Consider the following 12,859-nt stretch of genomic DNA (forward strand, 5'->3'; position numbering starts at 1 on the left):
TGGCGATGGGCGCCATTAAGGAATTGTTTGTCAGCCTGCTCCTCAAGGAGCTGGTAAAGGGCTTGTCGGTCACGGGCCGCCATTTCTTCCTTCGTAAGATTACGGTTCAGTATCCGGAGGAGCGGACGCCTCAGAGCGCGCGCTTTCGTGGCTTGCACGCGCTGCGACGGTATCCGAACGGGGAGGAGCGTTGCATTGCTTGCAAGCTTTGCGAGGCGGTTTGTCCGGCGATGGCGATTACCATCGAGTCCGATCAGCGGGATGATGGATCACGGCGTACAACACGTTACGACATTGATCTGACAAAGTGCATCTTCTGCGGTTTCTGTGAGGAAGCCTGTCCGGTTGATGCAATTGTCGAGACTCGTGTGTTCGACTATCACGGCGAGAAGCGCGGCGATCTTTACTACACGAAGCAGATGTTGCTGGCCGTGGGTGATCGCTATGAGTCCCAAATTGCGAAGGACCGCGCAGAGGAGGCTAAGTACCGCTAACTCGAATAGGGTCAGCGGGAAGCGAATTTATGGAATTTTCGACCTTTCTCTTTTACATGTTTGCGGCCGTAATGGTCGTTGCCGGTCTTCGCGTGATTACGTCGCGCAACCCGGTGCATGCTGCGCTCTATCTGGTACTTGCGTTTTTTAACGCGGCTGGAATCTGGATGGTTCTTCGCGCGGAGTTCCTCGCAATTGCACTGGTACTTGTTTACGTCGGTGCTGTGATGGTGCTATTCCTTTTTGTCGTGATGATGCTCGATATCAACCTTGAGCGGATACGGCAAGGTTTTTGGAGCTATCTACCGTTGGGGCTGATCATCGCAGCAGTGCTTGTGATCGAAATGGCGGTGGTTGTAGGTGGAAAGTGGTTTGGTGTTGATGCTATGCCGCTGCCGTCAGAGCCTGCCGGCCACTACAGCAATACGAAGTCGCTCGCATGGTTGATGTTCACCGATTTCGTGTACCCGTTTGAGTTGGCTTCCTTCATTCTGCTGGTCGCAATGATTGCGGCGATCTCGCTGACGTTGCGGAGCAGAAGCGGAAACAAGGCAATCGACCCAGCAAAGCAGATTGCGGTGAAGCGCGAGGATCGCATCCGCATCGTGTCGATGCCGGCGGATAAGAACGACTAAAGTAGCAAGATAGATTCGGCCCAGGGGAAACAATGCTTTCGCTGTCCCATGTACTTACGCTAAGTGCGGTGCTTTTTGCTATCAGCGTCGTCGGTATCTTTCTTAATCGGAAGAATCTGATTATTTTGCTGATGTCTATCGAACTGATGCTGCTCGCCGTGAATATGAACTTCATCGCGTTCTCCTCGTTTTTGGGCGACCGGTCCGGGCAGCTGTTCGTGTTTTTCATCCTGACGGTTGCTGCTGCAGAGGCGGCGATTGGTCTTGCAATTCTGGTGGCGATGTTCCGTAACATGCGCACGATTCATGTCGACGACCTCGACAGTCTGAAGGGTTGAGGCTCACAACAATGACGGACATGCAAAAGCTCTACCTACTCGTGCCGTTAGCGCCGCTCGCAGGGGCTGTTCTGGCCGGCCTCTTTGGCCGCGCGATAGGCAGAACCGCCTCGCATGTGGTGACCATTCTGGGGGTCGCTGTCGCCTTCGTCGCTTCGGTTTTGATTTTTGAGGACGTTCAGGCGGGGAATGTATTCGACGGTGCGCTCTACACTTGGGCCACTGCGGGTGAATTACGTTTTGAGGTCGGTTTTCTGATCGATAAGCTCACGGTCATGATGATGCTTGTCGTGACATTCGTGTCACTGATGGTGCACGTCTACACCATCGGCTACATGCACGACGATCCGGGCTATCAGCGCTTCTTTAGTTACATCTCGTTGTTCACGTTTTCAATGCTCATGCTTGTCATGAGCAATAACTTCGTACAGTTGTTTTTCGGTTGGGAGGCTGTCGGTCTCGTCTCCTATCTCCTGATTGGCTTCTGGTACACGAAGCCGACGGCGATTTATGCGAATTTGAAAGCGTTCTTGGTCAACCGCGTTGGTGACTTCGGTTTTCTGCTGGGCATCGGATTGATCGCTGCCTACACGGGTTCGCTCAATTATTCTGAAGTGTTCGCCAAAGTGCCGACGTTGGCGCCGCAGATGATCGAGCTTGTGCCGGGTAGCGCTTGGCTGTTGATGTCCGTTATCTGTATTTGCCTGTTTATCGGCGCAATGGGTAAATCCGCACAGGTGCCGCTGCACGTTTGGCTGCCTGACTCGATGGAGGGCCCGACGCCAATTTCAGCGCTTATTCACGCGGCGACAATGGTTACGGCGGGCATCTTCATGGTGACACGTATGTCGCCCTTGTTTGAGGTGTCCGAGACCGCGCGTGCGTTTGTCCTAGTAATTGGCGCAACGACTGCTTTGTTCATGGGTTTTCTGGGGATCATCCAGAACGACATCAAGCGTGTTGTTGCGTACTCCACGTTGTCGCAACTCGGTTACATGACTGTAGCGCTTGGTGTTTCTGCGTACTCCGCCGCCGTGTTCCACTTGATGACGCATGCGTTCTTCAAGGCGCTGCTCTTCTTGGCGGCGGGCTCGGTGATCATCGGCATGCACCATGACCAGGATATCCGCAACATGGGCGGTCTCTGGAAGCGGATGCCGATCACCTGGATTACTTCGCTGGTCGGTTCCTTGGCGTTGATTGGTTTTCCGTTCTTTGCTGGTTTTTATTCGAAGGACGCAATCATTGAAGCGGTGGCGGTGAGTCATACCCCTGGTGCCGGCTACGCGTACTTCTGCGTTATCGTTGGCGTCTTTGTTACCGCGTTCTACTCTTTCCGCATGTACTTCCTTGTCTTCCATGGCGCTGAGCGGTTTGGTGAGGCCCATGGGGGCCACGGTGCGGACGAACACCATCATGACGACGACCACGGCCACCACGGTCCCCTCGAACCGCATGAGTCACCTTGGGTTGTCTGGCTGCCGCTGGTGCTGCTTGCGATTCCGTCGGTGCTGATTGGCTTCTTCGCGATTGAACCGATGCTTTTCCGCGGATGGTTTGGGTCGGCTGTTGTGGTTAACGAGGCCAATGATGTGCTCGGTCACCTCGCGGAAGAGTTTCATGGAGCCGCAGCAATGGCGCAGCATGGCTTCATGTCCTTGCCGTTCCTGCTTGCCATCTCTGGCGTAGTTACTGCTGCAGTGTTCTACCTCTTCAAGCCCGAGATTCCAGCTTGGTTTGCCAGGACCTTCGCGCCGCTTTACCGGCTGCTTGACAATAAGTACTACTTCGACCGATTCAACGAGGTGGTGTTCGCCGGTGGCGCTCGCCTGCTTGGCCGCGGGCTCTGGAAGGGCGGGGATCAGATGCTGATCGATGGCGTTATGGTGAATGGCACCGCGGGTGCAGTTGGTGCCGTCGCTCGATTGACCAAGCTGTTGCAGACCGGACATATCTATCAGTATGCGTTCGTGATCATCATCGGCGTCGTCGTGCTTTTGACTTTCTGGGGTAGCCGCGGCTGACGCGGTGCGAGCTTGACAGAGCGTTTTGAAAACACGCCGAGCGGCGTGAACAACGGATAACAAGAGATGACGGGTGTACCTTATCTAAGCCTTGCGATCTGGGTGCCGATCGTTGGTGGCCTTTTGGCGCTGACGACTGGGTCAGACCGAAACGCACCGGTCGCGAGACTTATCGCGCTGGTCGCGGCGCTGGCCGGCTTCTTCGTGACGCTCCCGCTGTATGCGGGTTTTGACACGACGACCGCATCAATGCAATTTGTCGAGCGTGCGCCCTGGGTAACGCGTTTTTCGATTGAGTATTACCTCGGTGTCGATGGGATATCGATGCCGTTCGTTCTGTTGAATAGTTTCATCACCATCATCGTGGTGATCGCCGGTTGGGAGGTGGTGGATCGGAAGGTCGCACAGTACAACGCTGGCTTTCTGATCATGTCGGGGTTACTGAACGGGATCTTTTCGTCGCTTGATGGGATTCTGTTCTATGTTTTCTTCGAGGCAAGCCTGATTCCGCTCTACTTGATCATCGGTATCTGGGGTGGTCCGAATCGCGTATACGCGGCAATCAAGTTCTTCCTCTATACGCTGCTTGGTTCGCTGCTGATGTTGGTGGCCATCCTCTGGCTGTTTATGGAGGCCGGTGGCAGCTTTGATATCCTTGCCTGGCATAACCTGAAGATTGGTATGACGGCGCAATCGCTGATCTTCTTTGCGTTCCTTGCATCGTTTGCGGTGAAGGTGCCGATGTGGCCGGTCCACACCTGGTTGCCGGATGCGCACGTCGAAGCACCTACTGGCGGATCGGTGGTCCTTGCGGCCATCGCTCTGAAGCTGGGGGCCTACGGTTTCCTGCGGTTTTCCTTGCCGATCGTGCCCGATGCCGCGCACCAATACGCACCTTTGGTCCTGACGCTTTCGCTGATCGCCGTGGTCTACATCGGTTTTGTGGCGCTGGTGCAGGCAGACATGAAGAAGCTGGTCGCGTATTCGTCCATCTCGCATATGGGATTCGTGACGTTGGGTTTCTTCATGTTCAACGCGGTTGCGATCGAGGGCGCGTTGGTTCAGATGATTTCGCATGGTTTCGTTTCTGGTGCCATGTTCCTCTGCATCGGCGTGCTCTATGACCGTGTCCATAGCCGCCAGATCGCCGATTACGGTGGTGTGGTGAACACGATGCCGAAATTTGCCGCCTTCTTCCTGTTGTTCGCGATGGCAAATGCCGGGCTCCCGGCTACTTCGGGCTTCGTCGGGGAATTCATGGTGGTCCTCGGTGCCGTCAAGTTTAATTTCTGGGTTGCCTTCATTGCTGCGACGACCTTGATTCTCGGCGCTGCATATACCCTTTGGATGTACAAGCGTGTTGTTTTCGGCGAAGTGGCGAATGAGCATGTCAAGTCGCTCTCCGACATCAATCGACGCGAGTTCTTCTTCCTGGCCGTACTGGCGGCCTGTGTGCTGGTGATGGGTATTTATCCGCAGCCAGTTACCGAAGTAATGCACGCCAGCGTGAATGGCCTGCTTCAGCACATCGCTGTGAGCAAGCTCTAACGGATAACCAGAAAGCATCCAGGATCAGATGATGGATTTCGTGATGCCGGATTTCCGGCTTGCAGCGCCGGAACTCTTTGTCGCCGGAATGTCTTTGGTCATTCTGATGGTGACCTCCTTTGCGACGAAACACGCGCGTTCTGCCGCGTTCTGGCTGTGCGAGTTTGCGCTGCTTGGGGCACTGCTGCTGACCCTTTTCTCTGGTGATGTGCAGCGTTCGCTGACGTTCAGCGGCATGTACATGTCAGACCTGTTCGGTAGCTTCCTGAAGATCTTGGTCTGCTTGTCTGTTGCGATCGTTCTTCAATACGGACGTGCTTACATGGCAGACCGCAAGATCGACAGCCCTGAGTACTACCTGATGGTGCTCTTCGCCACCTTGGGCATGATGGTGCTGATTTCGGCCAGCCATTTCGTCAGTATGTACATGGGTCTTGAGCTCATGTCGCTGTCGCTTTACGGCTTGGTTGCAGTCGACCGCGACAACCCACGATCGACCGAAGCTGGCATGAAGTACTTCGTGCTCGGTGCTTTGGCGAGTGGTTTGCTGCTGTATGGCATGTCCATGCTGTATGGCGCAACCGGAACGCTTGAGATCCACGAAATCGCGCAACGTATTTATGAGCGCTCGGCGAATGATCTCGTGGTTGTATTCGGTCTGGTATTCGTGCTCGTCGGCATTGCGTTCAAGCTGGGTGTTGTCCCGTTTCACATGTGGGTGCCGGACGTCTATCACGGCGCGCCTACCGCTGTGACGCTACTTGTCTCGTCGGCGCCCAAGCTCGCTGCGTTCGCAATGGCGTTCCGCGTGCTTGTGCTTGGTTTATTCGATCTTGCCGAACACTGGCAGAGCATGCTGATGCTGCTCGCCATGGCGTCGATCATCCTCGGTAACCTTGCAGCTGTTGCGCAACCGAACATCAAGCGGATGCTCGCCTATTCGGGTATTTCCCACATGGGTTTCATGCTTCTTGGTCTGCTTTCAGGGGTCGTAAAAGGCGAGGGTGGCACTTACGCCGTGAACGCCTACAGCTCGGCGATGTTCTATGCCGTTGCGTACGTGATGATGACGCTGGCGTCGTTCGGCATGGTGATTCTGCTGTCGCGCGCCGGGTTTGAGGCGGAGAACGTCGATGACTTTAAAGGCTTGAATCAACGTAGCCCTTGGTTCGCTGGCATGATGTTGATCGTCATGTTCTCTATGGCGGGTATTCCATTCTTTGTCGGGTTCTTTGCGAAGCTGTCGGTCCTGCAGGCTGTGATTGCGGCGGGTAACATTTCCAATCAACCGCACTACTACTGGTTGGCCGTTATTGCAGTCATGATGTCGGTGGTCGGCGCGTTCTACTATCTACGCGTTGTTAAGGTCATGTATTTTGACGACGCTACCGATCAGTCGCCCATCGTGGCGACGTTGGGGATGCGGACACTTCTGTCCGCTAATGCGCTGTCAATTGCGGTTGTCGGCCTGCTGCCTAACTGGCTGATGCAGATCTGCGCATTTACGCTGCTGCATTGATGTTCGATTGACGGAGATGACGGGCATGCTCGGTACGCTTGTGCTCGTTTGTGCGAGCGTCCTGTGTGCAAACCTGCCCTTCATCTCCGAACGTGTATTTGCCCTCTTTCCCTCTCGCCGTAAGTCGCTGCTACTCCGTCTCGCCGAAGTTCTGGGTGGCTATCTACTTGTCGGCTCGCTTGCGTTTGCGTTAGAGCGACAAGCTCACGGCGCGGCCTATTCCCAGAGCTGGGAGTTCTATGTCGTGACCGCGGCGTTGTTTGTCGTGTTCGCGTTCCCCGGTTTTGTGTACCGCTACCTGTGGCGAAAACATTGATTCGGTGGAGTGTTGCGAACATGAGCGATCCGGATCCCTTCGTTGAACACACCATTTCGTCGGAGCAGGTTTTCGACGGTAAGCTGCTTAAAGTCTGGCGGGATCGAGTTGGCCGCGAATCAGAACCCGGTGAGTGGAACAGGGAATATGTTCGTCATCCGGGGGCGACGGTCATCATCGCTGTGACCGAATCGGGCAAATTGCTGATGGAACGCCAGTTCCGCTATCCGCTCGGACGTACTTGCTGGGAGATGCCGGCAGGGAAGATCGACCCGAATGAGTCGATTGAGGTTTGTGCGCGCCGCGAGCTTCGCGAAGAGACGGGTTTTGAGGCGAGTGACTGGAGCCATCTGGGCACCGTGCATCCGTGCGTTGGCTACTCCGATGAGCGGATCGAGATTTTCCTTGCTCGTGGGCTCACTCAGCGAGGCGCAGCACTGGATCATGGTGAATACGTCGAGGTATTCGAGATCACTCTGGATGAAGCTGAGGCCGCGGTGCTCGACGGACGTATCACGGACGCAAAGACAATCGTCTGTCTGTTCTGGGCGGCTAAAACGCTCCGGCGTTGAGCTGGTTTGACGGACGTCGCTCGCTAAAGCTTTCCTTTAAAACATACATGACCAACGCCTGACTGGTCACCGAAAGAAAAAGGCCAGCTGATTCCAGGTGGCCTTTTTGTTGGTGGCTTGGGCCCTTCTTAGCCGCAGGTACCGACCGCACCACACGCGGTACAGAAGTCGCAGCCGTCCTTGCGGATAACGGACATGTTGCCGCACTCGGAACACAGCGAACCGTGCATGAGCTCCGGGTCGCGCTCGTTGCGCGGCGCTTCCAGAATGCCCATCTCCCGGGTCGGGTAGCCGTTCTCGTCGAGTACGCCCAGCATCGCGTAACGGTGAATGACCAGGCGTGCCACGTAGGCCACAGTGGACGGCCAGTTCTGCTGACGACGCGTGCCGGGCACGAAAGCCATGAAGTCGCCGAGCGGTTCCGGGTAGTTCAGCAGCTTGCGCAACTTCATGCCGATCCAGGCCGGATCCATGACGCGCATGTCGAGCGACAGGATCTGCGTCAGGCCATCCAGCGCGCGCGGGTAGTTACCCGAAAGCCACATCGAATACGGACGCGTAACGCCGTCGGGCAGCATTATTTCCTTCAGGCCCAGCACGAACTCTTCACCGGTGGCCGGATTGGAGATGTCGACGGTCCAGGAAAGCGTGCCGTCGGTGCCGGTCTTCGGTTCCTGCAGGCTGAAGACAGCATCCAGAACTGGCGTCGGGGCTTCGACTTCAAAGGCGCCAAGCTTCTCGCAACGATAGCGGACGATCTGCGCAAATGCCGCAACTACGCCCGGGACAATCTTCTTCTCGCCGTGGGGCGGGAAGGGGAGTTCAAAGGCGCGCTCGCCGACGGAGCGGGCGAGTGTGTCGAGTTTGAGCTTCAACCAGGCGCGATCGTTGGCGCGCATGTCCATAGATAGTGTCTTCGCGACGGCACCCAGACCGCGCGGTTGGTCCGCCCCGTTGACCCACACTTCGAAGGGGAACGCGCCACGCGGAACGGCATCACCGTTGGGCTCCATGTGTCCTACGAAGATGCCAAATTCGCCCTGCGGGGTTTCCAGCATGTAGGTCCAGGAGCTGTTGCCATCCGGCATCGAGGGGCGGCCCGGCCAACGCAGGCTGGCGAGCACCGGGGCCGGCAATGACTTGATCGACAGCCGGCGGTTCGGGTCAACGATCACCACATCCTGCGGTTGCTTCTTCTCGGTGTTGCTGGGCTCTACCGACAGCACCGAGCCAAGGACGCTGTTGGGGCGATAGGTGGCGAGGCCTTTGAGACCCGCTTTCCATGCGTCCATGTACAGGTCTTCAAAGTCGGTGTACGGGTAGTCAGCGGGGACGTTGACCGTCTTCGAAATTGAGGTGTCCACGTAAGGCGCAACCGCGGCAACCATGTCCTTGTGTGCCTGAGCCGAGATCTCCAGTGCCGTAACGAAATACTCGGGGAGCTTCTCCACATTGCCGCCAAGGTGGCGATAGGCGCGCCAAGCGTAGTCCTCGACGGCGTACTCCTTGAACGTGCCGTCGGCCATCCGCTTCTTGCGGGTGTAGGTGTAGGAGAACGGCGGCTCGATGCCGTTCGACGCGTTGTCGGCGAACGCCAGCGAAATCGTGCCTGTGGGGGCGATCGACAGCAGGTGCGAGTTACGTATGCCGTGCTTGCGGATCTTTTCCTTCACGTCGTTCGGCAGACGCGAGGCAAAATTGCCGCCCGACAGGTACATATCCGCGTTGAACAGCGGGAACGCACCGCGTTCCTTCGCGAGGTTCACCGACGCGATGTAGGCGCGGTCACGCATGAACTCCGAGATCTTGGTTGCCATCGCACGCGCGGCATCGGTGTCGTAACGCAGCTTGAGCATGATCAGCGCGTCGCCAAGACCGGTGAAGCCCAGGCCAACACGGCGCTTGTTCATGGCTTCCTGATGCTGGTTCTCGAGCGGCCAGTTGGTGACGTCGAGCACGTTATCCAGCATGCGGATTGAGGTTTCCACAACCTCGCCAAAGGCTTCGTAGTCAAACGAGTCCTTTTTTCCGAATGCATCGCGCACGAACTTGACCAGATTGATCGAGCCGAGGCAGCAGCAGCCATACGGGGGCAGTGGCTGCTCGGCACACGGATTGGTGGCCTCGATCGTTTCGCAGTAGTACAGGTTGTTGTCGCGGTTCATCCGGTCGAGGAACAGGATGCCCGGTTCGGCGTGGTCGTAAGTCGAGCGCATGATCTGATCCCACAGCTCGCGAGCGCGCACCTTGCGGTATACCCACGAGCCATCATCGCGCTGGTACGCACCGGCATCCTTGAGTTCCTGGCAGGGCTCGGACTTGTGTGCAAGTTCGACTTCGCCATCCGTTTCGACCGCCTTCATGAACACATCGGTGACGCCCACCGAAATGTTGAAGTTGGAGAGATCGCCTTCGTCTTTGGCGTGGATGAAGGCCTCGATGTCGGGGTGATCGCAGCGCAGCACGCCCATCTGGGCACCGCGACGAGCGCCGGCCGATTCAACGGTCTCGCAAGAGCGGTCGAAGACACGCATGTAGCTCACCGGGCCGCTGGCACGGCTCTGCGTGCCACGCACCAGCGCACCAGCGGGGCGGATCGACGAGAAGTCATAACCGACGCCACCACCGCGACGCATCGTCTCGGCGGCCTCGGCGAGGGCAGTGTAGATACCGGGGCGACCATCAACGATTTCGGTCACCGAATCGCCGACCGGTTGCACGAAGCAGTTGATCAGCGTTGCAGCAAGGCTGGTGCCGGCCGCGGAGTTGATGCGCCCTGCGGGGACGAACCCGGCTTCGAGCGCCGACTCGAACTTGGCCTCCCAATGCGCGCGGCGATCCTCGGCTTCATTGGCCGCCAGAGCACGCGCGACGCGCCGACGTACGTCCTCGACGGATTGCTCGGCCCCTTTGGCGTACTTCTCAAGCAGCACCTCGCCCGAGATTTCCTGGGGTAGCAATGTATCGAGGGATACGGTGGCTTCGCGTTGACTCATGACGAACTCCGGAGGTGGAAGTGGCGGGGGTGCCAAAAAACGGGAAGGCGTGATTAAACCACAATATATTGTGGGTCGGAACAGCTATGGATCAAGCGATGGTATGCGGAGACGGCGGTGCGCAGGCGTGAATTTGGCCGCAAACGGCGTCATCTGGCGCTTGGGCGGCGAATGCAGTCGTTGAAATCGAGGGCGTTTTGCCAGTCCTGGCCACGCGAACAAGGTGTGGGCTGACAACCGGAGCCCGAGGCACTTGAGAGGGGCTGCAACGGTTCAACGGTGCTCGGCGATGCCGGCATCCGAACCGTCCCGGCCCAGAATGGTTTCGGCCGGTTCAATGCGCTCACCGGCCGAAGAGCGGGCGGCAGGGCTTGTTCGGAGCGGAGCTCCGCGGCCGGTGATTCTGCGAGCGCCCACGCGGTCGAGCGAGAGGCGCTCGACCGAATCAGGCTGCGAGCACCGCCAGCATCATTTCCATCTGAGCTTCTACGCTTGGCAGCGTCGCTTCGACATCTTCGCGGCTGACGCCTGCAAGTGCCTCACTGCGATGATGGAGCGGATACTCGTATTCGCTCGCACCGCCTGCCTGTGCCGCAACGGCACTGATTAGGTTGAGCAACCCGGCCGATGGCGCACTGTCCCCTGCGGACTCAGGTTGCAACTGGGAGCCGATCAGCACGCCGAAGGTGACTGGCAGTTGCCATTTCGCAGTAAGTGCGGCGCCCACTTCGGCGAAGTCGCAGCCGATGATGCGGCGCTCGACGTCCGGCAGCGTGTCGCCGTCGCTCGGTGGGGTGTCGAGCACCAGCGCCATCAGGTCGGGAACGGCGACATACATGACGAGGTGACCGGCGTCGGCAAGCAAGCCCGAGACGAACAGGCGCTCCGGGCTCAGGCCGCGCACGGATCGGGCGACTTCGCGCGCCAGCATTCCGCGGCGGACGCTATCACGCCAGAAACGTGCCATATCCATGCGCTGCGGGCGGATGCCGGCAAACATGGCGGTCACCGAGGTGGCCAGCACCAAATCGTGCACCTGTTCCAAGCCGATCAAGCTGACCGCCCGAGTGATTGATTCGATCTTGCGTGCGTAGCCGTAGAAGGCACTGTTCGCGAGTCGCAGCAATGCCGCGGTGAGCGACGGGTCAGTCGCGATCACATCGGCGACCTCTGCGATCGAAACGTCCGGATCGTCGAGCGCAGCACGAACTTTCAGATAGACATCAGGCAGGGTTGCGAGCCGGTCGACGTACGCTACGAGTTCCTGCGCAAGATGCATGGCTGCTCCTCTCAGTCTTGTTTTGGTGTGGGCCGCCGGATCAGGCGATCCAGCGGGAAACGATCTGTGCCCTGCAACTCCGGTTGCAGGGTCAGGTGCTCAATGCCGTACTCGTTGGCGACGCGTTGGCGCACGGCAACCAGAACGCTGGGCCACACAGCGGAGTCTTCCAGCACCAGGTGTGCCGAGAGCGCAACGCGGTTCGGGCCGTAATGCCAGACATGCAGATCATGCACCGAGCGTACGCCATTCACTGCGGCGATGCATTGCCCGATTGCTGTCAGCGAAAGGTTGGTTGGCACGCCGTCGAGCAGCACATGCAGCGTCTCGCGCAGGATGCTGACAGTCGAGCCCAGAATCAAGCCGCAGATCAACATCGAGAGGATCGGGTCGGCCGCAACCCAGCCGGTAAAGTAGACGATCAGCAGGCCCACTATCGCGGCAACCGAACCAAGCAGGTCGCCGATGACGTGAAGCAGTGCTGCGCGCACGTTCAGGGATCGCTCGCCGCGCATCAAGAGCCATGCGGCGAGCAAGTTCACGACCAGGCCGATTACGGCCACCGCGGCGGCCGGCAGGGCCTGAATGGGTTGAGGGTGACGCAACCGTTCAACCGCTTCCCAGCAGATGGCGATCACGATCGCGAGCATCAGTACTGCGTTGCCGAGCGCCGCAAGCGCTTCAATGCGGCCAAGGCCATAGCTGTGCCGAACGCTTGGCGGCCTCAGCGCGATGCGTGCAGCGAGGGCCGCAAGCCCAAGCGAGAGACTGTCAGAGAGCATGTGACCGGCGTCGCCCAACAAGGCTAGCGACCCAGTGAAGAGTCCGCCGGCGGTCTCGATTGCTGCGAAGCCAAGTGTGACTATCAGCGCGAATGTCAGCGTGCGGGCGCTGCTGTTCGCGCCATGATGATGGTGATGCCCGCCCGGGTGTCCATGCGCGTGCGCAGCGTCGTGCTCGTGATCATGGTGGTGATCGTGACCATGATCGTGGCCATGGCATGGGTCGTCATGCAGGTGCCCACCGGCGCCGTGGCCGGAGTGGTCATGCTTGAGTGGCGGTGATGCGATCGGCATAGGCGCAGGCAAATGGGGCTCGCGGGATTGCGAGCCTCTGGTCCCGATTCTAGCGCGCCGCC

General features: G+C 58.3%; 12 protein-coding genes. 9 read left to right on the forward strand and 3 right to left on the reverse strand.

Annotated elements, in window-relative coordinates; all coding sequences use genetic code 11:
• Positions 1 to 5: 5 nt before the first annotated feature.
• The 8 genes from nuoI to ACE3P0_RS01835 all read left to right on the forward strand — a co-directional run bounded on the left by nuoI (position 6) and on the right by ACE3P0_RS01835 (position 7,446).
• Positions 6 to 494, forward strand: coding sequence for an NADH-quinone oxidoreductase subunit NuoI (nuoI, locus tag ACE3P0_RS01800; RefSeq protein WP_374399207.1), 489 nt, complete (start codon positions 6 to 8; stop codon positions 492 to 494).
• A 29-nt stretch (positions 495 to 523) separates the two neighbouring features.
• Positions 524 to 1,129: an NADH-quinone oxidoreductase subunit J gene (locus ACE3P0_RS01805; protein WP_374399209.1), complete on the forward strand. Its 606-nt coding sequence runs from the start codon at positions 524 to 526 to the stop codon at positions 1,127 to 1,129.
• A gap of 32 nt (positions 1,130 to 1,161) precedes the next feature.
• On the forward strand, positions 1,162 to 1,467 hold the full coding sequence (gene nuoK / locus ACE3P0_RS01810) for an NADH-quinone oxidoreductase subunit NuoK (RefSeq protein ID WP_172199050.1): 306 nt from the start codon (positions 1,162 to 1,164) through the stop codon (positions 1,465 to 1,467).
• 11 nt (positions 1,468 to 1,478) lie between these two features.
• The gene (gene nuoL / locus ACE3P0_RS01815) at positions 1,479 to 3,491 is read left to right on the forward strand and encodes an NADH-quinone oxidoreductase subunit L (protein WP_374399211.1); all 2,013 of its coding nucleotides are present in this window, start codon (positions 1,479 to 1,481) and stop codon (positions 3,489 to 3,491) included.
• Positions 3,492 to 3,557: 66 nt separating this feature from the next.
• Positions 3,558 to 5,039, forward strand: a complete 1,482-nt coding sequence (locus ACE3P0_RS01820; protein ID WP_374399213.1) for an NADH-quinone oxidoreductase subunit M — start codon at positions 3,558 to 3,560, stop codon at positions 5,037 to 5,039.
• Positions 5,040 to 5,070: 31 nt separating this feature from the next.
• Positions 5,071 to 6,558 carry an NADH-quinone oxidoreductase subunit NuoN gene (gene nuoN, locus ACE3P0_RS01825; RefSeq protein ID WP_374399215.1) on the forward strand — a complete coding sequence of 496 codons (1,488 nt, stop codon included), beginning with the start codon at positions 5,071 to 5,073 and terminating at the stop codon, positions 6,556 to 6,558.
• A 25-nt stretch (positions 6,559 to 6,583) separates the two neighbouring features.
• Positions 6,584 to 6,874 carry a DUF2818 family protein gene (locus ACE3P0_RS01830; protein ID WP_374399217.1) on the forward strand — a complete coding sequence of 97 codons (291 nt, stop codon included), beginning with the start codon at positions 6,584 to 6,586 and terminating at the stop codon, positions 6,872 to 6,874.
• Positions 6,875 to 6,894: 20 nt separating this feature from the next.
• Positions 6,895 to 7,446, forward strand: coding sequence for an NUDIX domain-containing protein (locus ACE3P0_RS01835; protein WP_374399219.1), 552 nt, complete (start codon positions 6,895 to 6,897; stop codon positions 7,444 to 7,446).
• Positions 7,447 to 7,574: 128 nt separating this feature from the next.
• Here ACE3P0_RS01835 and ACE3P0_RS01840 read toward each other — a convergent pair whose 3' ends face one another.
• From ACE3P0_RS01840 to ACE3P0_RS01850, 3 genes are all read right to left on the reverse strand, one after another.
• Positions 7,575 to 10,442, reverse strand: coding sequence for an adenosylcobalamin-dependent ribonucleoside-diphosphate reductase (locus tag ACE3P0_RS01840; RefSeq protein ID WP_374399221.1), 2,868 nt, complete (start codon positions 10,440 to 10,442; stop codon positions 7,575 to 7,577).
• Positions 10,443 to 10,887: 445 nt separating this feature from the next.
• On the reverse strand, positions 10,888 to 11,721 hold the full coding sequence (locus tag ACE3P0_RS01845; protein ID WP_374399223.1) for an HDOD domain-containing protein: 834 nt from the start codon (positions 11,719 to 11,721) through the stop codon (positions 10,888 to 10,890).
• Positions 11,722 to 11,732: 11 nt separating this feature from the next.
• On the reverse strand, positions 11,733 to 12,602 hold the full coding sequence (locus ACE3P0_RS01850) for a cation diffusion facilitator family transporter (RefSeq protein ID WP_374399372.1): 870 nt from the start codon (positions 12,600 to 12,602) through the stop codon (positions 11,733 to 11,735).
• A 24-nt stretch (positions 12,603 to 12,626) separates the two neighbouring features.
• On the opposite strand from ACE3P0_RS01850, the gene ACE3P0_RS01855 reads away from it, so the two are divergent.
• Complete coding sequence (locus ACE3P0_RS01855; protein ID WP_374399378.1) at positions 12,627 to 12,785, forward strand: hypothetical protein; 159 nt, start codon at positions 12,627 to 12,629, stop codon at positions 12,783 to 12,785.
• The last annotated feature ends 74 nt before the right edge of the window (positions 12,786 to 12,859 follow it).

The organism is Niveibacterium sp. (assembly GCF_041909475.1).
Lineage (GTDB): Bacteria > Pseudomonadota > Gammaproteobacteria > Burkholderiales > Rhodocyclaceae > Niveibacterium.